20 protein-coding genes are annotated in these 24,607 nt (G+C 61.2%); 7 read left to right on the top strand and 13 right to left on the bottom strand.

Annotated features, from left to right (window positions below; translation table 11 throughout):
* Positions 1-35 precede the first annotated feature (35 nt).
* From ACST81_RS10175 to ACST81_RS10195, 5 genes are all read left to right on the top strand, one after another.
* Positions 36-878, top strand: a complete 843-nt coding sequence (locus tag ACST81_RS10175) for an ABC transporter permease (protein ID WP_438752970.1) — start codon at positions 36-38, stop codon at positions 876-878.
* A complete protein-coding gene (locus ACST81_RS10180) occupies positions 875-2,338 on the top strand; it encodes a mannitol dehydrogenase family protein (protein WP_438752973.1) in 1,464 nt (487 codons plus the stop codon). The genes ACST81_RS10175 and ACST81_RS10180 overlap by 4 nt, the downstream gene beginning before the upstream one ends.
* A 381-nt stretch (positions 2,339-2,719) precedes the next feature.
* Complete coding sequence (locus ACST81_RS10185) at positions 2,720-4,063, top strand: TadE/TadG family type IV pilus assembly protein (protein ID WP_438753474.1); 1,344 nt, start codon at positions 2,720-2,722, stop codon at positions 4,061-4,063.
* A gap of 257 nt (positions 4,064-4,320) precedes the next feature.
* Positions 4,321-6,240, top strand: coding sequence for a DEAD/DEAH box helicase (locus tag ACST81_RS10190; RefSeq protein WP_438752976.1), 1,920 nt, complete (start codon positions 4,321-4,323; stop codon positions 6,238-6,240).
* A 278-nt stretch (positions 6,241-6,518) separates the two neighbouring features.
* Positions 6,519-8,513: an adenylate/guanylate cyclase domain-containing protein gene (locus ACST81_RS10195; RefSeq protein ID WP_438752978.1), complete on the top strand. Its 1,995-nt coding sequence runs from the start codon at positions 6,519-6,521 to the stop codon at positions 8,511-8,513.
* 3 nt (positions 8,514-8,516) lie between these two features.
* Here the strand turns inward: ACST81_RS10195 and ACST81_RS10200 are convergent, their stop codons facing one another.
* The 6 genes from ACST81_RS10200 to ACST81_RS10225 all read right to left on the bottom strand — a co-directional run bounded on the left by ACST81_RS10200 (position 8,517) and on the right by ACST81_RS10225 (position 14,400).
* Entirely contained in the window at positions 8,517-9,173 is a 657-nt protein-coding gene (locus ACST81_RS10200; protein WP_438752981.1) for a sulfite oxidase-like oxidoreductase, read from the bottom strand.
* Between the two features lie 82 nt (positions 9,174-9,255).
* Positions 9,256-10,185, bottom strand: coding sequence for a phosphatidate cytidylyltransferase (locus ACST81_RS10205; RefSeq protein ID WP_438752983.1), 930 nt, complete (start codon positions 10,183-10,185; stop codon positions 9,256-9,258).
* Positions 10,182-10,841: a lysophospholipid acyltransferase family protein gene (locus ACST81_RS10210; protein WP_438752985.1), complete on the bottom strand. Its 660-nt coding sequence runs from the start codon at positions 10,839-10,841 to the stop codon at positions 10,182-10,184. The genes ACST81_RS10205 and ACST81_RS10210 overlap by 4 nt, the downstream gene beginning before the upstream one ends.
* Entirely contained in the window at positions 10,842-11,279 is a 438-nt protein-coding gene (locus ACST81_RS10215) for a hypothetical protein (protein ID WP_438752987.1), read from the bottom strand. It lies immediately after the preceding gene.
* Positions 11,276-12,601, bottom strand: coding sequence for a phosphatase PAP2/dual specificity phosphatase family protein (locus ACST81_RS10220; RefSeq protein ID WP_438753475.1), 1,326 nt, complete (start codon positions 12,599-12,601; stop codon positions 11,276-11,278). Before ACST81_RS10220 ends, ACST81_RS10215 begins: the two co-directional genes overlap by 4 nt.
* Positions 12,602-12,603: 2 nt before the next feature.
* A complete protein-coding gene (locus ACST81_RS10225; protein WP_438752990.1) occupies positions 12,604-14,400 on the bottom strand; it encodes a bifunctional alpha/beta hydrolase/class I SAM-dependent methyltransferase in 1,797 nt (598 codons plus the stop codon).
* A gap of 201 nt (positions 14,401-14,601) precedes the next feature.
* On the opposite strand from ACST81_RS10225, the gene ACST81_RS10230 reads away from it, so the two are divergent.
* Entirely contained in the window at positions 14,602-15,198 is a 597-nt protein-coding gene (locus ACST81_RS10230) for a CDP-alcohol phosphatidyltransferase family protein (protein ID WP_438752992.1), read from the top strand.
* Positions 15,199-15,246: 48 nt separating this feature from the next.
* On the opposite strand, the gene ACST81_RS10235 is transcribed toward ACST81_RS10230, so the two are convergent.
* A complete protein-coding gene (locus ACST81_RS10235) occupies positions 15,247-17,037 on the bottom strand; it encodes an APC family permease (RefSeq protein WP_438752994.1) in 1,791 nt (596 codons plus the stop codon).
* 282 nt (positions 17,038-17,319) lie between these two features.
* Here ACST81_RS10235 and ACST81_RS10240 point away from each other — a divergent pair, with 282 nt between their 5' ends.
* A complete protein-coding gene (locus ACST81_RS10240; RefSeq protein WP_438752996.1) occupies positions 17,320-19,689 on the top strand; it encodes a DUF1989 domain-containing protein in 2,370 nt (789 codons plus the stop codon).
* Positions 19,690-19,703: 14 nt separating this feature from the next.
* Here the strand turns inward: ACST81_RS10240 and ACST81_RS10245 are convergent, their stop codons facing one another.
* The 6 genes from ACST81_RS10245 to ACST81_RS10270 form a co-directional block, all read right to left on the bottom strand.
* The gene (locus tag ACST81_RS10245; RefSeq protein WP_438752998.1) at positions 19,704-19,865 is read right to left on the bottom strand and encodes a type II toxin-antitoxin system RelE/ParE family toxin; all 162 of its coding nucleotides are present in this window, start codon (positions 19,863-19,865) and stop codon (positions 19,704-19,706) included.
* A 117-nt stretch (positions 19,866-19,982) separates the two neighbouring features.
* Positions 19,983-20,249 carry a type II toxin-antitoxin system ParD family antitoxin gene (locus ACST81_RS10250; protein WP_438753001.1) on the bottom strand — a complete coding sequence of 89 codons (267 nt, stop codon included), beginning with the start codon at positions 20,247-20,249 and terminating at the stop codon, positions 19,983-19,985.
* A gap of 80 nt (positions 20,250-20,329) precedes the next feature.
* Positions 20,330-20,929, bottom strand: a complete 600-nt coding sequence (locus ACST81_RS10255; protein WP_438753003.1) for a PAS domain-containing protein — start codon at positions 20,927-20,929, stop codon at positions 20,330-20,332.
* A 133-nt stretch (positions 20,930-21,062) separates the two neighbouring features.
* Positions 21,063-22,400, bottom strand: a complete 1,338-nt coding sequence (locus ACST81_RS10260) for an NAD(P)-binding domain-containing protein (RefSeq protein ID WP_438753004.1) — start codon at positions 22,398-22,400, stop codon at positions 21,063-21,065.
* A 184-nt stretch (positions 22,401-22,584) separates the two neighbouring features.
* On the bottom strand, positions 22,585-23,625 hold the full coding sequence (locus tag ACST81_RS10265) for a heme-dependent oxidative N-demethylase family protein (protein ID WP_438753006.1): 1,041 nt from the start codon (positions 23,623-23,625) through the stop codon (positions 22,585-22,587).
* A gap of 32 nt (positions 23,626-23,657) precedes the next feature.
* Positions 23,658-24,605, bottom strand: a complete 948-nt coding sequence (locus ACST81_RS10270) for a PDR/VanB family oxidoreductase (protein ID WP_438753478.1) — start codon at positions 24,603-24,605, stop codon at positions 23,658-23,660.
* Between the last annotated feature and the right edge of the window lie 2 nt (positions 24,606-24,607).

Raw genomic sequence — 24,607 nt, forward strand, 5'->3', positions numbered from 1 at the left:
ACCCTCCATTTTACCTCCACAGGGGAGACCGCGCTGTGATCCGGGACCAAGGCCTTACCTCGAAAATCTGGCGCTTCGCCGTTTGGGCCGTGGCCGGCCTGTTCGTGCTCAATCTGATCGCGGTCATTGCTGCCGTGATCGTCAATTCCTTCGCCACCCGTTGGCTCGGCACCTGGCTGCCGGTCGGATTAACGACGAAATGGTATTTCAGCGCCTGGAAGGAGTTTCAGCTTTCGAGCGTGGTTCTCGTCACCTTCCAGGTCGTCTTCATGGTGGTCATCATTTCCGGCCTGCTCGGCGTCACCACGGCCTATGCGCTGGCGCGGCGGGATTTTCCCGGCAAGCGCATCGTCGTTCTGCTTTTCCTGCTGCCGCTGCTGATCCCGCCGCTGACCTACGGCATTCCGCTGGCGACGGTGCTCTATCAACTGGGCCTTGGCGGCTCCTTCTGGGGCGTGGTGCTGATCAACCTCGTGCCGTCGCTGCCTTTCGTGGTGCTGGTGATGATCCCGTTCATCGAGCAGATCGACCCGCGCATCGAGGCGGCGGCGCGCGTGTTCGGTGCCGGGACCGGCAGCCTGTTCCTGCGCATCCTCCTGCCGTTGCTGCTGCCGGGCATGCTGGCGGCGCTGCTGCTCGTGCTGGTGCGCACCATCGCCATGTTTGAACTGACCTTCCTGGTCGCCGGGCCGACAAGTCAGACGCTGGTGGTCTCGCTCTACTACGCGGTCTTTGCCTCCGGCGTGCGCGCGGCCCAGTCGATTGATGCCATGGCGGTGATCTACATGGTGACGACGCTCTTCTGGCTGATCCTTGCGCTTCAGTTCGTCAACCCATCGCAGATCGTCGCACGCGCCAAACAGCAGCCCGCCACATGAGCAGACTATCCCGACAAGCACTTTCGCAACTGCCCCCCGGTTTCGGCAAGCCAGCCTACGATCTCGCCGGGCTCACGGTCGGCATCGTCCATCTCGGCATCGGTGCTTTCCATCGCGCGCATCAGGCGGTGTTCACCGACGAGGTGCTTGCGGGGGATCCGTCCTGGGGAATTTGCGGCGTATCGCTGCGCAGTGCCGACACGCGCGATGCGCTGGCGCCGCAGGAAGAACTCTACACGCTGAAAGTTCAGGACGGGCAGGGCGCCGCCCTGCGCGTTATCGGCAGTATCGTTGAAACATTGGTTGCACCGGAGAATCCGGAAATCGTCCTGTCGCGCATGGCTGATCCATCCACCCGGATCGTCTCGTTGACGGTGACGGAGAAGGGCTATTGCCACAATCCGGCCAACGGCGCGCTTGACGAAAGTCATCCCGACATCCTTCACGATCTCGACAACCCGTCAAAACCGAAATCCGCCGTCGGCTTCATCGTAGAGGCGCTGGCGCGGCGAAGGACTGCCGGTGTTCCGGCTTTCACGCTGTTGTCCTGCGACAATCTTCCGTCGAATGGGCATGTATTGAAGCGTGTGGTGACCCGCTTTGCCGAACTGCGCGATCCGGCGCTCGGGGCTTTCGTCGCCACCGTGGCGTCGCCCTCGACCATGGTCGATCGGATCGTGCCGGCGACCACGGATGCCGACCGATCAGTGATTGCCACGGCACTCGGGGCGGAGGATGCCTGGCCGGTGGTGACGGAGCCTTTCCGGCAATGGGTGGTGGAGGACGACTTTCCAATGGGGCGGCCGCGCTGGGAAGAGGCCGGCGTGGTCTTCGTCGAGGACGTGTCGGCTTTCGAGACGATGAAACTCCGGCTTCTCAACGGCAGCCATTCGACGCTCGCCTATCTCGGCTATCTCGCCGGCGCCGAAACGGTGGCCGAGGCGATGGCTCTGCCGGGCATGGAGAGCCTGATCGAGGGACTGATGCGCGAGGAAGTGTCGCCGACGCTGCCCCCGCTCGCTGGTTTCGATCTGGACATCTATCGCAAGGCGCTGATCGCGCGCTTCAAGAACCCTGCGCTGCGTCACCGGACCTGGCAGATCGCCATGGATGGCTCACAGAAGTTGCCGCAGCGGCTGTTGGGGACGATCCGCGACCGCATTGAGGCCGGTGAACCCTATGATCGGCTGGCGCTCGGCGTTGCCGCCTGGATGCGTTATGCCCGTGGTATCGACGAGGCCGGCGGTGACATCGACGTGCGCGATCCGATGGCTACGCGCATTGCCGGATTGGTGCGAACGCTCGACGATGCCGAGGACATCGTCGCTGCCTTGCTTGGCCTGACGGAGATTTTTGGCGACGATCTGAGCGCTGACAGGTCTTTCCGCAAGACACTTTCTGCGACTTTGGCGCGTCTTCTTGCTGATGGTTCGCGTAAGGTTCTGCGTTTTTGGGCATGATAATAGTTAAGGTATTTGTTGGTTGGGTGGCTTCAAGGAGGCACCGAATTTGAATATTGTTGCGATATGTGACAACGAAATTGCAGTGTCGTTGTCAGTTATAAATTATAAATTCTTCCTGAGTTGAATTTTTAATTTGCGATTTTCGCATAATTCATAATTTTCTCAAAATGTATCAGTGCAATTTTGATGTTGCGCCATGAGTTTAATTGTATGGCTTTATGCGAATAGAAACTAACATAATGATTTTTATTGAATTTTCCCGCCATTAACCAATGCGGTTTACGGCTATTTAGAACTTCGTTGCTACCTTTCCGGCTTCATCAATACATATGCGTCGCGATGGCGGCGCCTGAACGCGAGGTGGCGATAGTGCGCATTTTGAAGAAGCTTTTTGCGGACCGCTCGGGCAACTTCGCCATCATGAGCGCGATTGCCATTGTGCCGATCCTCGGTTGCGCCGGCATGGCGATCGACTTTACCCGGGCCATGGAATTGCAGGCGGAATTGCAGAACGCGGCGGACGCGGCTGTCATCGGCGCGATCTCGGAGCGTTCGGCCGGTGTCAGCCAGGCGATCAACATGGCGCAGGATGGCCCCATTCCGCTGAGCGAAGCCGAGGCCGAAGCTCTGTTCAAGGCGCAGAAGGAAGCCGCCGCTCTTGACGGGCAGCAAAGCGAGGACAAGAACTTCAAGATGAACAAGGTCAAGGTGTCCGTCATCAAAAAGGGCAAGGATATCAAGGCCGAGCTGACCTACCAGGCGACGATCGATACATCGCTTCTGCGCATTATCGGCAAGAATACCATCACCATTTCCGGCAAGGCCACGGCTGTCTATCAATCGCAGTCCTTCATGGATTTCTACATGCTGCTCGACAACACGCCGTCCATGGGCGTCGCGGCCACACCCGGTGACGTCGACAATATGATTCTTGCGACGAAGAGCGTGAAGGATTCAGGCTCCAGGAACTGCGCCTTTGCCTGTCACATCGTCTCGGAAAAGGGCGTGATCGACACGACCAGCAACTATTTCGTTGCCCGCAACAACGGCATCACCATCCGCATCGACGTGGTGGCCAAGGCCGTTGCCGCGCTGACGGTGGAGGCCGAGCGGACGCAGAGCTATTCCAATCAGTTCCGCATGGCCGCCTATACGTTTGGCGAAACCGCGCAGGACGTGAAGCTCCTCAAGGTCGCGGCGTTGACGTCGGACCTGTCCAAGGTGAAGTCCGGCACCAAGGATATCAAACTGATGAGTATTCCCTACCAGGGATACAACAATGACCAGCAGACGAGCTTCGATAATGCGTTGACGAAGATCAACGCCGAAATCGATACGCCCGGCAGTGGCGCAAGTTCCTCCAGCCCGGAAAAGATCGTCTTTTTCGTGGCTGACGGGGTGGGTGACAGCAACAAGCCGAAGGGATGCACGCAGAAGCTTAGCGGCAGCACGCGCTGCCAGGAGCCGATCGACCCCACCTACTGCACCACGTTGAAGGATCGCGGCATCAAGATTGCGGTGCTCTACACCACTTATCTGCCGCTGCCGAACAACAGTTGGTACAATAGCTGGATCAAGCCCTTCCAGGCGAAAATCGGCACCAAGATGCAGGAATGCGCGTCGCCCGGCTTCTACTTCGAAGTGAGCCCGACGGAAGGCATCGAAACGGCGATGAAGGCGTTGTTCAACAAGGTGGTCCGCACCCCGCGCCTGACAAGCTGAGCCACGCTGAAGCTTGCCGGAATTGGAACGAAGCGCGGCCATGTATCGGAGAGGATGCATGGCCGTTTCGTTTCGCGTTGGCAACGACCGATCCCGCACGCTGTTTTTGTACGATGCTGCATTGCACACTGTACAATTCCCGTCAGTCGCAGTAAGAGGGCGCGCATGTATTGGCTGGCGACGTGCCGGCCGCGGAGACTGCGCCTGTTCTCGTCCACCGAGGCGTGCATGACATCCGAATTCCGAAAGATAAGCATATGGCAGAGTTAGACGGCATCGCTCCGGCGATCGCTCAGGCATTGAGCAAGCGCGGGTATTCAGAGTTGACGCCGGTTCAGAAGGCTGTCCTCGCCCCGGAACTCGAGGGCAGGGATGCGCTGGTTTCGGCGCAGACGGGCTCCGGCAAGACGGTGGCGTTCGGCCTTGCGCTCGCGTCGACACTGCTCGACGGCAAGGATCGCTTCGGCCAGGCGGGCGCACCCGTGGCGCTTGCTGTTGCTCCGACCCGCGAACTGGCGCTGCAGGTCAAGCGCGAACTGGAATGGCTTTATGAACTGACCGGCGCGACCGTCGCCTCCTGTGTCGGCGGCATGGACATGCGCAGCGAACGCCGCGCGCTCGATCGTGGCGCCCACATCGTCGTCGGGACGCCCGGTCGCCTGTGCGACCATATCCGCCGTGGCGGCCTCGACATGTCGTCGCTGAAGGCCGTCGTTCTCGACGAAGCTGACGAAATGCTGGACCTCGGTTTCCGTGAGGATCTGGAATTCATCCTGGAGGAAGCGCCTTCCGAACGCCGCACCCTGATGTTTTCGGCAACCGTGCCGCGCTCGATCGCCAATCTGGCGAAGAGCTACCAGCGCGATGCCATGCGCATCGCCACGCAGGCCGAGCAGAAGCAGCATCTCGACATCGAATACCGGGCGCTGACCGTTGCCCCGGCCGACCGCGAGAATGCCATCATCAATGTCCTGCGGTTTTACGAGGCGAAGAACGCCCTGGTGTTCTGCTCGACCCGCGCCGCCGTCAATCACCTGACCGCTCGTTTCAACAATCGCGGCTTCTCGGTCGTCGCCATGTCCGGCGAGTTGAGCCAGAATGAGCGCACGCACGCGCTGCAGGCGATGCGCGATGGCCGCGCCCGCGTCTGTATCGCCACCGATGTCGCCGCGCGCGGCATCGATCTGCCGGGGCTCGAACTGGTCATCCATGCCGACCTACCGACCAACCCGGAAACGCTCCTGCACCGCAGCGGCCGCACGGGACGCGCCGGGCGCAAGGGTGTCAGCGCCCTGATCGTGCCCAACAGCGCCCGCCGCAAGGCCGAGCGACTGCTGCGCGACGCCAATATCAGCGCCGATTGGGCACGGCCGCCATCGGCCGACGAGGTCAGCCGTCGCGACGACGAGCGTGTTCTCGCCGATCCGGCGCTGACCGATCCGATCACGCCGGACGAGGCCGATTTCATCCGCGAAATCCTGGAAAAGCACGGTCCCGATCAGGTCGCCGCCGCCTTCCTCAGGCAGGCGCGCGCCGGTCGTTCGGCGCCGGAAGACCTGATGGACACGCCGGCCTATACGCCGTCGGGTGATCGTCCCATCCGTGGTGACCGTCCCGAACGCGGCGAGCCGCGTGCGCCGCGCGGCGATTTCGGCGACAGCGTCTGGTTCTCGCTGTCGGCCGGCCGCAAGCAGAATGTCGAGCCGCGCTGGCTGATCCCGATGCTCTGCCGCATCGGCAAGATCACCAAGCAGGAAATCGGCGCGATCAAGATGCAGACCGAGGAAACTTATGTCGAGATCGCCCGGGAATTTTCCGATCGCTTCGTCGAGGCGATCGGTCCGAAGCGGGCGCTCGAAAAGGGCATCGTCGTGACCCAACTCGACGGCATGCCAAACCTCTCCGGCGGCTTTGCCGGCAAGAAGCCCTATCCGGCGAAGCAGGCCGACTGGAAGGGCGAAGGCAAGCCGAAGCGCAAATTCGAAGGCAAGCCCGATTTCGCCGGTGCCGATCACCGTCCTGCGGAAAAGACCGACAGCAAGCCCTGGACCAAGAAATCCGGCAAGCCGGGTTACGACAAGCCGAAGTCGGACAAGCCCAAGTTCGACAAACCGAAGTTCGACAAGGGCGGCGCCGAGGGCACCAAGCGCAAGCCATTCAAGAACAAGGCCAACTGAGGTTTTGAATCATGGTGGATCGGAGTTGCGTGGCGGCTCCGGTTCGCCTTCATCGCAATGACAGCCGGCTTGCCAACTCCGGTGGATCGGTGGTGGGGTTCACGTTCTCCGTTTTGCGCCCATTCGCTGAGATTTCCGATTGGGGGAAATCATGACGGCTTCAGATCTCCTTTCCCAAACCTTGGAATTCTCCATGGTTTCCCTGTACGCTGTTGCAACCCGCTGATATCTTGATCGCAACGAAAAGTTTTGGTTTTGATCGTTCGTTCGGAGCATGCATGTCGGAAGCCGGGGGGAAGTCTGACGCCAAAAGCGCACCTGCGGTCTGGACCAAGCCGCTGCGGTCGCTGCTCGGGCTTGCGATGGCGGCGCTGCTCATTATCGTCTCGGGAACGCTTGTCGGGCTCGATTACTGGCGGGCGCGGAACGCGGCAATCTTCGATGCCGAAACCGACATGCGCGCCTTTTCCGATCGCCTCATCGACCGACTGGGTATCCTCTCCGGCAGCACGACGGCGCTGGTCGGGTTCACCGCTTCGATCGCCAATTCCATCCTGGTGCCGCCGCCGGATCGGATGAGCGACAAGATCAAGCTTTTGCGAGAGATCATCGCACAATCGCAAAATCTCGACGGCATTTATGCCGGTTATCCCGATGGCGCCTTTATCCAGGTGGTGACGCTGAAGGCCAAATCGTGGCGCATCGCGCTCGATGCGCCGGAGAAAGCGGACGTTGCGGTGCGCTCGATGCATCTCGATGCGGGTGGCGAACAGAGCAACCGGCTGATTTTCCTCGATGAAGGCGGTAACCAACTGCTGGAACGCCGGTTGCTGGCTACCGGCTACGATCCGCGCCGGCGGCCCTGGTACCAGGTGGCGGTCAATGGTCGCAAGCCAGCGGCGATCGGCCCCTATACGATGGTGACGACCGATACGCCGGGCATGACGATCTCGCAGGCGCATCGTGGCAATGGCGGCGTCGTCATCGGGGCGGATATCGACCTCGCGACCATCACCGATTTCCTGGCGCGCGAGCGGCTGACGGCCGGCACGATCGCCTTCATCATGGACGCCGCCGGCAAACCGATCATCCATTCCGACCGGGCGCTGATGGCGCGCATGCTGGCGATGAAGGAAAAGGGCGAGCGGGACGGCGGCTCCTTTTCCGATCCGCTCGTCAGCGGCATCCGCGCCACGCTGCCGAAAGACGATGGTGTCAGCTTCGCCACGATCGATGGACGCGTTTATGTCGTCATGGCGACCTCGGTAAAATCGGCGCTGCTTCTCGCCGGGCACCGGACGGTGGTGGCAGCCCCGCTCGATGAACTGACGGAAACGGCCAACCGCAATCTCTATCAGGGACTGGCGATCTCGGCGACGGTCGTGCTTCTCGGTCTGCTGAGCGCCCTGTTCCTCGCCCGCGTGATCACCCGCTCACTCGGCGAGCTCACCGACAATGCCAATCGGTTGCAGGATCTGGATTTTACCGCGCCACGCGATCTCAACTCCCATGTCACTGAAATTTCGTCGCTCGGCCGAGCGATGAACCGGGCGCGCGATGCGATCTTCACCTTCGCGCTCTATGTGCCGAAAGAGCTCGTGCGCAAGGGCATCGAGTCCGGCCAGTTCGCGGGCAGGGGCGCGCGGCGGCAGGAGGTGACGGCCTGGTTCACCGATATCTACGATTTCACGACGATCAGCGAGCAGCACTCGCCCGAGGAAGTGGTCGCGCTCCTGTCGGATTATTTCGACATTTTCAACGAAACAGTCAGCGCCCATGGCGGCGAGATCATCCAGTTTCTCGGGGATTCGGTGTTTGCCATGTGGAACGCGCCGATGAGCGATGAGCATCATGCGGAAAATGCCTGCCGCTGCGCGCTCGAAGTGGAAAGGAAGCTATCTGTCTTCAATGCCGACCTGAAAGCCCGTGGCCTGCCGGAACTGCGCACCCGCTTCGGCATCCATACCGGCACGGCTGTCGTCGGCAGCGTCGGGGCGAAGGAGCGGCTGCAATATACCGCCATGGGCGACACGGTGAACGTTGCCTCCCGGCTGGAGGGCACCAACAAAGTCTATGGCACCACCATTCTGGCCAGCAGCGCCGTCGTCGCGCAATGCGCCGACCGCATCCTGTTCCGACCGCTCGGGCAAGCACAGGTCAAGGGGCGGGCCACCGTTTTGCTGCTCTATGAGGTTGTCGGGGAGCGGGCGGAGGCGGAGCAATGTCCGTCGGCACGGGAAGGAACCGAGGCTTTGGGGGCGACGCGGATCTGATCGTCAGTCATCCGAATAACGCTGCTCGCGCCAGGGGTCGCCGAGCATGTGATAGCCGTTCTTCTCCCAGAAACCGGCTTGGTCACCGATCAGGAACTCGATGCGGTGGAGCCATTTGGCGCTTTTCCAGAAATAGAGATGCGGAATGACGAGGCGCATCGGGCCGCCATGCTCGCGCGTCAGCGGTTCGCCCTCCCACGCCGTCGCGAGAATGCCGTCTTCGGAGGCGAAATCGGCCAGCGGCAGGTTGGTCGTATAGCCGTCATAGCTTGTCAGCAGGACGAAATTGGCTTCCGGCCTCGGCGTGACGAGGTCGAGCAGGTCGTGGGTGGAAACACCCTGCCAGCGATTGTCGTAACGCGACCATGTCGTCACGCAGTGAATGTCCGACAGCGTGTTGGTCTGCGGCAACTGGTGAAAGGCGTGCCAGTCGAGTTTCACCGGGTTTTCGACGCCACCGACGATCTGTAGGCTCCAGTCCGCCAGCGAAATCTGCGGCTGCTGGCCGAGATCGAGGACAGGCCAGTTTTTCACGAGGTGCTGACCCGGTGGAAGTCGATCGGTCTCGGCGCGGGTGATCCGGCCGGTCAGGAACTTTCCCTCTTCCGCCCAGCGACGCTTGGAGAGTGTCAGTTTCGTTTCCGGTGTTTCTTCGGTCATGACGAATACCCTTGGCTTCGGGGCTTGGGTGCAGTGCAGCGAATTACAGATTTTCTGCGCGGGCCTGTCAAGGCGAGCGGCGTCAGGTCCAGGTGTAACGAACGATATGGAAGAAGATCGGGGCGGCGAAGACGAGGCTGTCGGCCCGGTCGAGCATGCCGCCATGGCCCTCGATCATCTGCCCCCAGTCCTTGACGCCGCGGTCGCGCTTGATGGCGGAAGCGACGAGGCCACCGAAGAAGCCCATGACGCAGGCAAGCGCTGCGAGGATGCCGGCCTGCAATGGTGGGAACGGAGTCAGCCAAGAGAGGCCAGCCCCCAGCAGCGAGGCGCTGACGATGCCGCCGACCAGCCCTTCCCAGGTCTTGGAGGGCGAGACGCTGGGCGAAATGCGGTGTTTGCCGAACAGCTTGCCGAAAATGTATTGCAGCACGTCGCTGCCCTGAACGGTGGCGATCAGGAAGGCGATGAGCAGCAGCTTCTTGCCCTCGTAGCCGGGGATTTCCAGCGTGATCAGTGCGGGCACGTGGCTGATGCAGTAGACCGACAGCATGATGCCCCATTGCTGTTCGCTGATGCGTTCGAGGAACCGGGAGGTGTCGCCGGATAGGGCTGTCAGGGCCGGCATGGCGAGGAAGCAATAGACGGGAATGAAGATCGAATAGAGGCCGTACCACTCGATCCAGATCAGGTAATATTGCACCGGGATGACGACGACGAACATACCGAGGAGGATCCAGTGATCGCTGCGGCGGCTATGGGTCAGCGTCACGTATTCGCGAAGCGCCGCGAAGGAAACCAGTGCGAACAGCACGATGACGCCGGCCTTGCCGAACAGGAAGGCGATGCACATCGCCGCGACCATGATCCACCAGGCCTTGATGCGGGCATTGAGATTGACCAGCGTCGAGGAGAGCGGCTTTGGACTGCGAAAGGACAGGATGCCGGCGACGATGCTGGCGGTGACAAGCACGCCCATCAGGCCCAGGAAAAGCTGCGTGGTTTCGGTCATGTCCGTTCACCTTTGGCTTCGGGATTGATGTCCAGCAGGGCCTGGCGCGCCCGATGCAGGAAATCCTTGTGTGGTTCGCCCTCAGTGACGGCAACCGGCGCACCGAAAATGACGCGGCAGAGCAGCGGCACCGGCAGGAAGGCGCCCTTCGGCAGCACGCGCGACATGTTCTCGATCCAGCACGGGATCAGTTCGACATCGGGCCGGGCGATCGCCAGATTGTAGAGACCGGAGCGGAAGCGTAAGAGCGGCTCGTCCGTCATGTTGCGGGTGCCTTCAGGAAAGATAATCAGCGATTCTCCCTTGCCCATGGCGTCCAGCATGATGACCATCGGATCCTCGCTGCGCTCCACCCAGTTGCGCTCGACGAGCACGGTGCGCAGCAGAACCTCGGCCATGAACTTGCGGATGCGGTTCGATCGCCAGTAGTCGGCGCCGGCGACGGCGCAGGTGCGGGCGCGCTCCTCCTGGCTGAGGCAGGAGGACAGCAAGATGAAATCGCCATGGCTGGAATGGTTGGCGAAATAGATGCGCTGCCGGTGCGACGGGCTGCTGCCGCTCCAGATCGGCCGCACGCCGGTAATGGCACGGGCAAGAATGGCGAGAACAGAACCGGAAAAGGATTGCAGATACCGCCTGTAGTTAATCGCAGCCATTCAGAACCGGCCCCCGTGCAGAATGGTGCCGGGCAGAAAAGCGAGCGCCAGGAAAAGCAGCACGCAGACGCCAAGCACGAGGCGTTGCCGGTTGACGAGGCGCAGCGATCCGGCGATGCGCTCAGGCAGGGAGCGCGTGGTTTCGGCGAGCGCACGTAGCCCGGCCCGCGACAGGACAGTGTCGACTTCTTCCAGCGCCTTGCGCTCGTCCGGCGTGGCCGCGATGAGCTTGAAAAGTGCCGCATCGAGCAGCAGGTGCGCCGACGTCACCAGCGCCAGCAGTCCACACACCAGAAGCGCCGTCCACAGGATGAAGAACAGCAGATCGTGGGTTTCGCGCAGGAATGGCGCTACGGCCAGCAGGATGGGTACCAGAATGCCGCCCCAAAGTGCATTGCGCCGTAGATGACCAGCAATTTCGAGCGGTGAACTGGTCATGCGGATTCCTTCGGTTCGTTTGTCGGAGCAGGCAGATGGACGGGGCGGCCCTTGCTTTTGAGAAGTTCAAGCGCGGCTTCTCGATTGGCCACCCGGCCTGTCGTCACAAGCCAGCGCACCACGGCGGCGGCGCTACGCTGGAAGCCGAGCGCGCAGCAGACGAGAACCGTGCCGTTCGGGTGCGACGTCTCGATCGCGTCCGCGGCAACCGCCAGTGTTTCACCGGGCGTGGTGACCAAATCGAGCGTGGGGAAGCTTTTCCAGGTGGTCCCCGTGCCGTGGCGCGGAGCGATTAGTTCGCCGGTGAGATCGATGACGGTGGCGATACCCGATAGCTCGGCGGCGGTCGGAAAGCGACCGAGGAATATGCCATCGACGATTTCGATACGGGTTGGCAGAGAATGCGTCCAGTAAAGGATGTTAAGGCGGGCGCCAAGGCGATAGGGCAACAGCAGCCAGCGGCTGGCGAGCGTGACGCTGCCGTCGGCTGCCTTCTGAAACACTGCCGGCCCGGCGCCGAAATATCCGATGGAGACGATGGCAAGCGCGAGTGCCGGCCAGAGCAGGAAGAGGGCATAGCCGGTCAGGAAGACGCCGGAGGCTACGAGGATGAGGAACAGGATAGCGCCGATGGCATAGATGCGTCCGAGGCGGCGGGCGTTCGCGTTCTTCGTGATGCGGAAACCGGCGAGCGGCGAGGATGCGCCATGCGGAAACAGCCATAGGGCGAACAGGCCGAGAAGGGCACCGGTCGGAATGTCGATGAAATGATGCTGATAGGTGGTGAGGACGGAGAGGCCGATGAGGAAACACCAGGCATGCCAGATCTGCCGGATACCGCTGGGAAGCTTGCGGTGCAGGTGATCCCAGATGATGACCAGGAGCGCGATATGCAGCGACGGCGCCTGGTTGAACGGTTTGTCGAAGCCGCCGAGCACGGCAAACATGAAGCCCGGCAGACCGCTGGTTTCCGGCCGCGTAAAAATAGCGGTCAGCGGAACGGCGATGAAGCAGGTCACGGCGACAATCTGCGCCGTCAGATATCGCTTCGCCAGCCGATCGACTGATGTCGGCGTGTCGTTGATGAATAGCGACAGCGCGTAGAACGCGTTGATCGACCAGTAGGGCACGATCGTCCAGGCGTAGAATGGAATGGCGCTTTCCCATCCGAAGGCGAGGTTTGGCACATGGGCGCGTTGCGAGGCCAGCCAGTTGGCGATGCCATAGCTTAGGTAGAAGAACGGCGCGAGCAGGCAAAGCCAGAGCGCTGCGCGGCGGATCACCGGCAAAGCGGAAATTGTGGGGGAGGACGCCGTGTCGATCGTCACGCCTGCGGCCCCGCGACGCGCTCGGCGATCGAGACCGTGAAGATGCCCCATTGGTCGATGCGCTGGTCAAGCTTGCGGAAGCCGGCGGCGTCGACCAGCTGGTCCATTTCGCCCTGCGTGCGCCGCCGCATGACCCAGGCCTCGCCGCCGCGATGCGAGGTGAGCGCCCGGGCGATCATTTCCAGCTGCGGATGCCAGGGCTGGTTGGTGTAGATCAGGAGAGCACCCGGCCGCATGGCGCGGGCGAGGCCACCGAGCGACTTCTCGATCAGGGCATTTTCGGGGAAGAGTTCGTAGAGGCCGGAGACGATGGCAAGATCGGGGGCAGGTGTGATCGCCGCCAGCCCGTCGCCATCGAAGGCATCCGCCTCGTCGAAGCGGGCGGTGCCGGAAAGGCCGCGCTCGGCAATCAGCTTTCGGCCGGCGGAGACGTTGATCGGAGAATAGTCGCGCAGTTGCACATGGTCCGGCTTGTCGTCGGACTGGGCAATGGCGTCGAGAATGTAGCGGCCATGACCCGACGCGATGTCGAGCATGTTGGTCGAGCGACCGGTCTCCTTCAGGCGGGAAAGCGCCTTGCCGATCATCTCTTCCAGATGCACCTTGCGCTGGCGGATGCCGCGCCAGCCGATCGCTTCGAGAAACTGCCTGTCGATCAGCTTGCCGCCGGGACCGAGGCCGCGCGGCTCGTTTTCATAGACATAGTCGAGCGTCGAGCCGGAATCGAAGCCGGTTTTGATGCCGGTCTTGATGCCCTCCGAGAACATGCCACCGAACTGGATCGACGCCTTGTTGATCAGCCAGTAGAGGCCGCGCGGCGAGACGGGAGACAGGGGCGTCGCCAGCCGGTCGGCCTCGTCGCGGGTATAGCCGTGGATATGGGCGTCGCGCAGTTGGACCACAACGGGTGGGGCAGCAAAGCGATCGGTGATGAAGGCCCTGATCTTCGTCATCGCCCGGGCGCGATCACGCTCGCCGAGCGTGTCGTGATAAAAGCCGTCGAGCACGTGACGCTCCTTGATGCGGCTTCCGAGATTTTCGAAGAATCGGTGCTGCGGTCCGTGATGAACCACCCAGTCGCTGCCAGAAATCAACAGTTGGACGGGCACGGTGATGGCGCGGGCATCCTCGACCACGCGCTTGGCTGCTTCATGCAACTCGAGCAGGATATGCGAGGCGATCGGGCGGGTGATCAGCGGGTCGTTTTCGTAAGATTCGACGCGGGCGGGATCATGCGTCAGGAATTTGGCCTTGACGTAGGAATTGACGAAGAAGCTACCCTTCAGCTTCTGCCACAGCGCGATGCCGGGCTTGGCGAGCGGTACGTAGAGCTTGATATCGAAGGCGGGGGATGCAAGCACCAGTGCCCGGACCTTCGGGGCGTAATCGTGCACCCAGGTGGCGGCAAGAACCGCGCCGACGCTCTGGGCGATGACGGCGATATCCTCGATCGCTATGCCACTGGTTTCCTGGATATGACGGACGAACATATCGAGATCGCTCACGGAGGCGGCAAAGGACGGCGAGAAGCCGCGTACACCGGGAGAGCGGCCGTGGCCGCGTGCGTCCCAGGCATAGAAGGCATAATCATCAAGCCCGAGTTCATCGACGATATGGGAGACGCGGCCGCTGTGTTCATGGCCCCGGTGCAGAAGGATGATGGCGCCGGTCGTCTGAGCCGTTCTTGCCGACCACTGGCGGTAGAAGAGCGTCGTGCCGTCATGGGTCTTGAATTCGCTGTCGATCGGCGTGCGAGGCTCAAGTCCATGTGATTGCGGCGCGCTCTGATGCATATCCGTCTCCCTCATGACACCGGTGGCTCCCGCCACCGTTGCAAGTTCATTCAATCAGTGGAATGAAACGCTTGAACACACAAGGATATTCACTGCCGGGATGATGTAAATGGCGGAGTTCGGAATGACCATGCCAATGAACGCCGGCAGTGCAATTGTGTGATCCCGCCATCGCCTTCCTCTGTCCCGTGAGACCCGGTCATGTCCGTCTATCAGCTGAAATCGCGCTTTCAGACTACCCTGCGCCCGCTCGTCAATCGTCTTGCTGCAGCGGGCGTGACGGCCAATCAGGTGACGCTGGCGGCGGCGGCCGTTTCGATCATGCTCGGCGTCTTCCTGTTCCTGAGACAGGATGCCAGATGGTTCGTGCTGGTGCCGATCTGGTTTTTCCTGCGCATGGCGCTCAATGCCATCGACGGCATGCTGGCGCGGGAACACGGGCAGAAGAGCCTGCTCGGCGCCTATCTCAACGAAATGACGGATGTGGTGTCAGACGCGGCTCTCTACCTTCCCTTCGCTTTTGTTGCTCCCTTCAGTCTGGGATGGATAGCGGCGATCGTGTTTCTGGCAACGCTGACGGAGTTTGCCGGCGTAACCGGTGCCGCCAACGGCCGGACGCGGCGTTACGACGGGCCTATGGGCAAAAGCGACCGGGCGGTGGTTTTCGGCGTTCTCGGCGCCTGGGTCTCGGTCGCGGGCATGCTTCCGGGCTGGCTGTTCTGGCTGCAGCCGCTGCTCTGCATCGTCCTCATTCTGACCGTCGTCAACCGTATCCGCGGCGGGCTTGCGGAGACATGAAAGCCGGACGTTTCGCAACGCCCGGCTCACAGTCACTCGGTTGATTGATCAGGCCGGCAGCTGGAAGTAGTGGTTCGCCAGCAGCACTACGGTCAGGCCGGCGGCAAGCGCCACATAGGGCAGGACGCCGGCTTTCTTGACACCGAGATCCGTGCCCGTCAGGCCGAGATCGTCCATCGCACCGGCCGGGAACCTGCCGCCGTCACGCACATAGTGACGGTAGGCAAACACCGGCAGGATCATGGCGGCGAAGATGAAGCCGACCCACAGCGCGTTGGAATAGCCCCAGACCTTGGCGCCGGCGCCGAGGAAGAGAGCGTTGACGAAGGCGAGAACGGTGTTGAGGCCGATCAGCCAGGTCGGAGCCTTCCAAGGACGATGGATATGGCTGGAATCCATGCGGTGAATCCAGCCGGCGTTCAGGTTGAGGAAGTTGAAGATGATGTAGCCGACATTGGAGACGGCCAGCACGAAGAAGTAACCAGCGACGTCGGATGCAATGGCGAGCAGCAGCAGGTTGAAGGCAAAGTCCGTCCACATGGCGCGGGTGGGCGCGCCGTGCTCGTTGACGTGATCGAGATATTTCGGCAGCCAGCCGTCCTTCGACCCTTGGTAGAGGGTCCGCGACGAACCGGCCATGGCCGTCATGATGGCGAGGAACAAAGCCATGATCATCAGGATGACCAGGATCTGCGTGATGATCTGGCCGCCATGGACGAGACCTGCCAGGGCTTCAGCAATGCCGGTACCATCGACGACGCCCGCTCCGAGCATGCCGCTCTGGCCGATGACGCCCTGGAAGGTGAACGGGATCAGGAAGAAGAATAGGCAGCACAGAAGGCCGGAATAGAAGATCGCCTTGAACGTATCCGTCTTCGGATTCTTCAGTTCGCGGGTATAGCAGACGGCGGTTTCGAAGCCGTAGGTCGACCAGGCGGCGATATAGAGGCCGCCGAGGAACAGCGTCCAGCCGCCATTCGACCAGGTGCCGTCGACGCCCGAATAGGCCGCCGTCGGCGGCACGAGGCCGGTAACATTGATGCTGTCGATCTGGCCCGAGAAGATCGGGTAGAGGCCGATGACCAAAAGCGGCAGGAGAACGATGATGGCAAGCCATTTCTGGACGCTGGCCGTTCCATGGATGCCGCGGTGCTGGATCGCGAAGATGACCAGCATCAGAAAGCCGCCGATGAAGAAGGTGGCGTTGAGATTGGCATTGGCGAGGAACGGAATGTCGAAGCTCAACAGCGACCAGCTGCGGATGGCCGGTGTCAGCGCCGCCACAGCGTCGCCAGACAGGAGCGCGGAGATGGCGTCCTGCGGCGTCTTGCCGGCATTGGCCGTCAGCCATTCGGCGACGCGCGGGCTATCCGCCGTCAGCGTGGCCATATTGGCATTGATCCATTCCATGACGGCCGGCGATTCCGCGCCGGGGATCGGGAAGAGGGCATTGAGGATATAGCCGGCAGCGATGGCGCAGCCGAGCGACAGGACCGGCGACCAGGCGAACCAATTGCACCACACCGATAACGGCGCGATGAATTTCGAATACCGAAGCCAGGCGGTGGCACCGTAGATCGATGCGCCGCCCGACTTGTTGCCGAACATGCCGGCGATCTCGGCATAGGTGAAGGATTGCAGGAAGCCCATGATCATCGAGATGATCCAGACGACGAAGGCGAGCTTGCCCGTCGTGCCCGCGATGCCGCCGATGGAGAAGAGCACCAGCGGCGGCACGCCCGCCGCGACCCAGAATGCCCCTTTCCAGTCCAGTGCTCTTATCAGCCCGGCGTCTGAGGTGGTTGCCGCCGACCCCTCGGTCTCAACAATTGATGCCATAAGCAGTCTCCTCGACCAGTTTATTGAGCGCGTTTCGCGCGTCCCCGTATGGATGGTTGGGCTTTGGTCAGCGCTGTGGAGGAGCCTGCATTCCGCAGTGTCATCACCCCGTTCCCGTTTCATTTTTTCGGCCAAAGCTTATCCTCATAGTGAATTTTTTTTCTTCTCGGTCAAGTCTCTCTTTACTTTCCGAAGGCTCCCGTAGGATAGTTTGGCCATATTGCCGGTGCATAAGTTGCGCATGTGGCGCATCGAACGATCATGCTGCCGGTGGGAGCTGAAATGACGAATTCCGGACGATTTGCGGACATACTGGCACCGCCACGCCCAAGCACGATTCTGAGGCCGGGAATCCCGGCGCTGCCGGCTGGGGTGGAGCGTTACCGCGTCAAGGGTCGCGGTACGACGGTGGTAAAAGTTGCCGCCGGGGACCGCGTCATGATCAAGGATGTCGAGGGCGGCCAGCTGTGCGAGGTCAGCTTCGTCGATGGCAGTGGCCGTTTCAATGCCGCAGGACTCGGTGTCGCCTTTTCCGGAGTGGCCACAGGTCTTCAGGATATGCTTTCACGGGACGAGGAAAGTGCCCGGCGGGTACTGTCCGCCTTAAAGCGCCGTTCCGTCGATCCAGCGGGTGCGCAGGCGCTGGTGCTTTTCGGCGAAAGCTCGTCTCCTGGCGCGTCGGCCGAATTGACGATTATGCTTGACGGGTTGCTGATCGTTGGCGCGCCTGCGCCGCTGATGGACGCGGAGTTGCAGAACACGGCGACGGCGCTGGAATTGCGTGTCACACGCGCCAGGATCGAGCGGACTTACGAGGACATGCTGCCGGAACCGATGGCCGATCCGGTGCAGGACCTGCGCATTCCGGCGGCCAGGGCGTCGGCCTATTTCGTCCGGGCGGGCGAGTTTATCCAGGTGATCGATGTCAGCGGCCGGCAGTGCACGGATTTCCAGGCCTTTTCCGCCCGCAAGGTCGACAAGGGGCTGGACCTGGCGCTGGATGCAACGGTGACGCGTACGTTGCTGGGACGCAGCTATCCGACACCAGGCCTGCCGTCCAAGGCGTTCGACCGCGATTTCGAGCCGCTGGTGGAAATCGTGCAGGACACGGTCGGGCGGCACGATGCCTTCGCCACCGCCTGCAACTCACGCTACTACGACGACATGGGCTATCCCGGCCATGTCAACTGCACGGACAATTTCAACCATGCCTTAGCGCCCTATGGCATCGCGCCGCGCAAGGGCTGGGAAGCGCTCAACTATTTCTACAATACCAATGTCGATCACCAGAACCAGCTCTATCTCGACGAGCCCTGGTCGCGGCCGGGCGATTATGTGCTGATGCGGGCGCTGACCGATCTGGTCTGCGTGTCGTCCTCGTGCCCGGACGATATCGACGCGGCCAATGCCTGGAACCCGACCGATATCCATGTCCGGACCTATTCGGACAAGCAAAAATTCTCGCGCGCCGTTGCGATCCGAATGACCCCTGATGCAGAGCCCGAAATGACCCAGGAAACAGCCTTCCATCCCCGCCTGTCGGCACTGACGCGCAACCACACCGAATATCGGGGCTACTGGCTGCCCAATCGCTTCAACAATGAAGGGCCGATCGAGGAATACTGGGCCTGCCGCGGAAAAGCCGTGGTGATGGACCTGTCGCCGCTGCGCAAGTTCGAGGTGACGGGGCCGGATGCCGAGGCGCTGCTGCAATATTGCTGTACCCGCGACATTCGCAAGCTTTCGCCGGGGCAGGTGGTCTACACCGCCATGTGCTACGAAAACGGCGGCATGATCGATGACGGCACCGTCTTCCGGCTGGGGCAGAACAATTTCCGCTGGATCGGCGGCGACGATGTCAGCGGCATCTGGCTGCGCGAACAGGCCGAGAAAATGGGCTACAAGGCCTGGGTGCGTTCCTCCACCGACCAGATGCACAATCTCGCCGTCCAGGGACCGAATAGCCGCGAAATCATCAAGGAGATCATCTGGACCGCGCCGTCGCAGCCGACGATCGGTGAACTGGAATGGTTCCGTTTCGCGGTCGGCCGCATCGGTCATTTCGAAGGCGCGCCGGTCGTTGTCTCCCGCACCGGCTATACCGGAGAACTCGGCTACGAGATCTTCTGTCATCCAAAGGACGCGACCGCCGTGTTCGATGCGGTCTGGCAGGCCGGCCAGAAACATGGGCTCAAGCCGATGGGGCTGGAAGCGCTCGACATGGTGCGCATCGAGGCCGGGCTGATCTTCGCCCATTACGAATTCACCGACCAGACCGATCCGTACGAGGCCGGCATCGGCTTCACCGTGCCGTTGAAGTCGAAGACCGAGGATTTCATCGGTCGGGAAGCCCTGATCAAGCGCAAGGAAAACCCGCGCTACAAGCTTGTCGGTCTCGATATTGATTCCAACGACGCCGTCGGCCATGGCGACACCGTGCATATCGGCCGCGCGCAGGTTGGTGTCGTCACCAGCGCTACCCGTTCACCGCTCCTGAAAAAGACTATCGCGCTCGCCCGCATGGACGTGTTGCATTCGGCTATCGGAACAGAGGTTGAGATCGGCAAGCTGGATGGTCAGCAGAAGCGCCTGCCGGCGCGGATCGTGCCTTTTGCGCATTACGATCCGGAAAAACTGAAGCCGCGGTCTTGAGGGCAGGGTGGCCGTTACAGCTTCAGCAAGCGGACACTTTTTGCCGGTACGGTTGCGAGTATGATGATACGATCTGCCTGTTCCTCATAAAGGATGATGTGGCTTTTGTGTTCGTGCCGGCGGACGCCTTCGCCAATTGAGGGAGCGGGCCGGCCCATCTGTGGGCGGGAAGCCATCAGTTGAAAACAATGATCCAACTTTTGTATCGTCGAGCCTGATTAAGACCAAACAGTTCGATGCCATCGAGGAACAAGCTCAGCAAATCGTCCTCGGCGCGTTCCGTCAGCGCATGGCTATTCACGCACGACGCCTCTTGCCCTGGCTAGGCGTTCTGCATTCTCAAAGATGGTGTAGAGACTTTGCTTGCCGGTGCCGCTTGCCCGGGATTCCGCAACAAGCTGGCGCAATTCGTCCATGGTCATTTCTTGGTCCCTGCGCGATCGATCGCGGCGAACGAGATCGCGCAGATAGTCGCTTGCACTGGCATATTCGCCCTTGCCGATCTGGGTCTCGATCCATTCCTTCATAGGATCTGGGAGTGAAATGGTCATGGTTGCCATCGGGTAATTCTCCTTTCGGCGCATCTTATCACCGATAGGAAAAAATCACAAAATTTCTTATTTTCAGTGATAGGACTTACTCAACCAGACTTGCGCTGCACGCTGGCGATTTCTCTCGCGACGGCTTCGGAATCGTTGGCGAGGGTGCGCATTTCCGAGGCAAGCACGGCGAAGCCGGCGCCGGCCGCGCCGGCGCGGGCGGCTTCGATGCCGGCATTGACGGCGAGCAGTTTCAGGTAGCGCAGCGAGTGCAGAATCTCGGCGGTGCGCGATGCCGTTGCCCGCATGTCGGCCGTCTGGTCGTCGATTCGCTGGTAGAGCGACTCGATGTTGACGATGCTGCCTTCGAGGTAAAGCAGGTCGCCGTTCTTGTCCCAGACGCCGCCGCCGGTTTCCGTTACCCACAGAAGATGACCCTTGTTGTGGCGGATGCGATATTCCAGCGTCCAGTCTGTTTTGCTTTCGAGCGCCTTGCCGACAACCTCGTCCATCATCGGCACGTCTTCCTCGCACATGATCGAGGTGAAGGTCCGCACCCGATTGCCGACGATTTCATCCGTGGGATAACCGAAGATGCGCTGGATGCCATCCGTCATGTCGAGCATCGTATAATGCTCGTCGGCCCGGCACCGGTAGAGAAATCCATTCATGCGACCGAGAACGCTGCTCTGAAAGTCCATGTCGAATCCGGCTGAGGCTGGAGGGCGGATGGGAAGATTATCGATGTTTACGGATAATATTTCGTTATTCTGGAAATCGTGATCGGAAGGCCGCAGGGACGGCCTTCCGATCCGAAGTCGCTTTTATCGCCGATCAGTTCTTCAGGTAGACTTCCAGCGTATCATCCATGGCTTCCAGCCAGGGCGTGTGATGCTTGGGGGCCATCGTGCCGGTCATCAGCGACTTGTAGGCATGGTCGCGGAAGCCCATGATGTTATCCGCCTTGTGGTGCTCCCATTCCATGAAGGTCTTGTTGGTGCCCTCGATGTCGAACTTCGGATAGTCGGTATCCTCCAGAAGCTCGATGACATAGTCGCCCTGGAACCAGATCATCTGCTCGGCATCCTCAAGCGTTTCCTCGCGGGCGCGCCACGTGTCGAAATGGGCTTTCATCTCGTCCTTGCCCGGCAGCTTGATGCGGCCCATGATGACGTCGCGGGCGTACCAGGCCTGGGCGTCGAACATGTTGAACGTGTAGAACTGGTCCTGCATGCCGATATACATCAGCTGCGGATTGTCCTCGTAGACCACGCCCTTGTAGAGGGCATCGGACCACAGGCGGTTGGCCGTCTTCAGGCGCAGGTCATCCGGCAGGAACGGGAAGTGGTGAAGGTACCCGGTGCACAGGATCAACGCATCGACCTCCTTGGTCGATCCGTCGGCGAAATGGGCGGTCTTGTTGACGAGTTTCTGCAAGAGCGGCCGCTCCTCGAAGCGCTCCGGCCATTTGAAGCCCATCGGCTTGGAACGGTAGCTGGTGGTTACCGACTTCGCGCCATATTTCCAGCATTGCGAGCCAATGTCCTCTGCCGAGTAGCTGCGGCCGACGATCAGCACGTTCTTGTCCTTGAATTCCAGCGCGTCGCGGAAATCGTGGGCGTGCAGCACGCGGCCGCCGAAGGTCTTCACGCCCTCGAAATAGGGCACATTCGGGGTCGAGAAGTGACCGGAGGCGACGACGACATAGTCGAAGATCTCGTCATACATGACGTCGTTGACCCGGTCGTGGGCCGTTACCGTGAAGGTCTTCGATTCTTCGTCGAAACGCACCATGCGCACCGGCGTCGAGAAGCGTACCCACTTGCGGACATTTGCCTTTTCGACCCGGCCCTTGATATAGTCCCAGAGCACGGCGCGGGGCGGATAGGACCCGATCGGCTTGCCGAAATGCTCCTCGAAGGAATAGTCGGCGAACTCCAGGCATTCCTTCGGGCCGTTCGACCAGAGATACCGGTACATGCTGCCATGGACCGGCTCGCCATATTCATCGAGCCCGGTGCGCCAGGTGTAGTTCCACAACCCGCCCCAGTCGGCCTGTTTTTCGAAGCAGACCACTTCGGGGATTTCCGCGCCTTTCTGGGCGGCGGACTGGAAGGCTCTCAATTGGGCAAGGCCGGAAGGCCCTGCGCCGATGACGGCTACTCTGGTCATGTCTGTCGGTTCCCTATTTATGTCGTTGTAAGCTTTGTGAAGAACCCCTCCCCAACCCTCCCCACAAGGGGGAGGGAGCAGATCGTGTGTGCCTTGCCCTCATTATCACGCACCGATTGGCCGGCAGCATGCTCTGATGACTCCCTCCCCCTTGTGGGGAGGGTTGGGGAGGGGTCTTAACCTCTCAATCCGGATAGATCCCTGCACTCGTCGGCGCCCCGTCGTCGTATTTCGAAAGCCAGTCGATCATGATCGGCCGGTTGCGGGTCAGGCCCTTGTAGTCGGCGATCTCCGGCGGCAGGCTTTTCAGCACACGCGGCAGGCGGCGGCCCCATTTGGGGACGGTGATCAGTTCCTCAAGGCTGATCAGGTAGCAGCGGATGACGAACAGGATGGCGTTGGAGCGGGGCAGGCGCCACAGGCTCTGCAACTCGACTCGCAGGTGCATCTTCTGCCCGACATTCTCCGGCGTCACCGTCGTGCGGTCAGGGCCCCATTTGTGGTAGTTTTCCGGGGACGTATCGAGCCGCGGATTGACGGTCATCGTCCAGTTCAGCCGGCGGGTCGGCTTGCCCTGCTGCAGGTTGAGAAGGAATTTCAGCGCCCGGTCGAACACGCCGATCTGGTGGGCGAGCGGCACCGGCCCGTGCCATTCCATGAAGTTCATGCCGATGTCGAAATCCAGCGACCAGTCGGCCTGGGTGGTGACCATGCCGGCATCCATCCAGAGATTGTTGTCGCGCTGGTCGACGATGCAGAAATCGCCCTGGGCCTGGCGGGTGATATATTCCATCGGCGGGCAGGGCAGCGTTGCCGGATCGCCGAAGGTGAAGGTGTCGTCGATGTCCATCGGCCGGTTGATCCAGCGCCAGCGATCACCGTTCTTCTCCAGGGTAAAATGCTCGGGATAGTCCTGCGCCTGGTGCTCCATCAGCAGTTCCAGCGTGTCCCATTGCGCCGCCATCATGTGCGGCAGCGCCTGGCAGCGGAGCGGGTCTTCCTTCAAAACCATCGCCCGGTCCTGCATTTCGGCGACGTAGTGTTCGTCGACGTCGATCAGGTTTTCGAAAACGCTATTCGCCTTGCCGCGGATGTGCGGCTCCATGTTGACCGAATACATGTATTCGTCGCGATCGAACGGGAAGGGAAAGCGCCTGATATTGGTGAGGCTGTTGCGGAAGGTGAAATCGTCGCGGAACGTTTCGTTCCTGAACGTGATGGTCATCTGCCGGTCCCCCTTCTGTCTGTGGACGACTGCTAGAGTTGAAGAACGAGTTGCTGGCCCTTGAACCGCGAGACGCAGATCATGACCTTCTTGCCGGACGCCTTTTCCTCGTCCGACAGGTAGATGTCGTTGTGCTCCAGCGTGCCGTCGCAGGAGGAGACTTCCGTCTCGCACTGGCCGCAGGCGCCGCCGCGACACATATAGGGCGCGTCGCAGCCGTGGGCCTCGGCTGCCTCCAGGATGCTCTGGTGTTCGCCGACCGTCATGTGAATGTTGGATTTTTCCAGGAAGACCTGGAAAGGTAGACCTGCCGGAGGCGCGAGAAAACGCTCCGAATGCAGGTTTTCCTTCGGCCAGCCGGCTTCCAGCCCGGTCAGCAGGATGGCATCGATCATGCCGGCGGGACCGCAGACATAGAGATGCGTGCCGAGCGGCTGGTTTTCGACCAGGGCCTTGACCGGGATGAAGGTCTTCTCGCTGTCGCAATAGATCTTCACCCGGCGCGGGCCATAGCGGTCGAGCAATTGCTGCCAGTAGGCACCGTGTTCGCGCGAGCGGATGGCGTAGTGCAGTTCGAAGGCGGCATTGTCGCGGGTAAACTGCTCCATCATGGCGATGAACGGCGTGATGCCGATGCCGCCGGCAATGAGGATGTGCTTGCGGCCGCGATGATCGGCCGGAAACAGATTGACCGGCTGGCTGACGACCAGATGGTCGCCCGGCTCGACCTGCTCATGCATGAAGACCGAGCCGCCGCGCGAATTCGGCACCTTCAGCACGCTGATTTCGAACGCGCTGTTGTCGTCGGGATTGGACATCAGCGAATAGGGATTGCGGCGCAACAGGCCGTTGTCGTTCATCGAGACCACGACATGGGCGCCGCCGGAAAAGAACGGCATCGGCTGGCCGTCGAGCCGTTCGAAACGGAAACGCTTGACGCTGTCGGTGACCTGCGTCACATCAGCCACCCGGACGGGCATAT

The organism is Pararhizobium sp. O133 (assembly GCF_051669845.1).
In the GTDB taxonomy this organism is placed as follows: Bacteria; Pseudomonadota; Alphaproteobacteria; order Rhizobiales; family Rhizobiaceae; genus Pararhizobium.

Bases quoted from the DNA above. Each gene is read 5' to 3' on its own strand.
- ACST81_RS10215 (WP_438752987.1), bottom strand. From the start codon at position 11,279: ATGACCAGTTCACCGCTCGAAATTGCTGGTCATCTACGGCGCAATGCA.
- ACST81_RS10180 (WP_438752973.1), top strand. From the start codon at position 875: ATGAGCAGACTATCCCGACAAGCACTTTCGCAACTGCCCCCCGGTTTC.
- ACST81_RS10190 (WP_438752976.1), top strand. From the start codon at position 4,321: ATGGCAGAGTTAGACGGCATCGCTCCGGCGATCGCTCAGGCATTGAGC.
- ACST81_RS10270 (WP_438753478.1), bottom strand. From the start codon at position 24,605: ATGCCCGTCCGGGTGGCTGATGTGACGCAGGTCACCGACAGCGTCAAG.
- ACST81_RS10205 (WP_438752983.1), bottom strand. From the start codon at position 10,185: ATGACCGAAACCACGCAGCTTTTCCTGGGCCTGATGGGCGTGCTTGTC.
- ACST81_RS10255 (WP_438753003.1), bottom strand. From the start codon at position 20,929: ATGGACTTTCAGAGCAGCGTTCTCGGTCGCATGAATGGATTTCTCTAC.
- ACST81_RS10235 (WP_438752994.1), bottom strand. From the start codon at position 17,037: ATGGCATCAATTGTTGAGACCGAGGGGTCGGCGGCAACCACCTCAGAC.
- ACST81_RS10265 (WP_438753006.1), bottom strand. From the start codon at position 23,625: ATGACCATCACGTTCAGGAACGAAACGTTCCGCGACGATTTCACCTTC.
- ACST81_RS10210 (WP_438752985.1), bottom strand. From the start codon at position 10,841: ATGGCTGCGATTAACTACAGGCGGTATCTGCAATCCTTTTCCGGTTCT.
- ACST81_RS10225 (WP_438752990.1), bottom strand. From the start codon at position 14,400: ATGCATCAGAGCGCGCCGCAATCACATGGACTTGAGCCTCGCACGCCG.
- ACST81_RS10260 (WP_438753004.1), bottom strand. From the start codon at position 22,400: ATGACCAGAGTAGCCGTCATCGGCGCAGGGCCTTCCGGCCTTGCCCAA.
- ACST81_RS10195 (WP_438752978.1), top strand. From the start codon at position 6,519: ATGTCGGAAGCCGGGGGGAAGTCTGACGCCAAAAGCGCACCTGCGGTC.
- ACST81_RS10200 (WP_438752981.1), bottom strand. From the start codon at position 9,173: ATGACCGAAGAAACACCGGAAACGAAACTGACACTCTCCAAGCGTCGC.
- ACST81_RS10240 (WP_438752996.1), top strand. From the start codon at position 17,320: ATGACGAATTCCGGACGATTTGCGGACATACTGGCACCGCCACGCCCA.
- ACST81_RS10230 (WP_438752992.1), top strand. From the start codon at position 14,602: ATGTCCGTCTATCAGCTGAAATCGCGCTTTCAGACTACCCTGCGCCCG.
- ACST81_RS10245 (WP_438752998.1), bottom strand. From the start codon at position 19,865: ATGGCTTCCCGCCCACAGATGGGCCGGCCCGCTCCCTCAATTGGCGAA.
- ACST81_RS10250 (WP_438753001.1), bottom strand. From the start codon at position 20,249: ATGGCAACCATGACCATTTCACTCCCAGATCCTATGAAGGAATGGATC.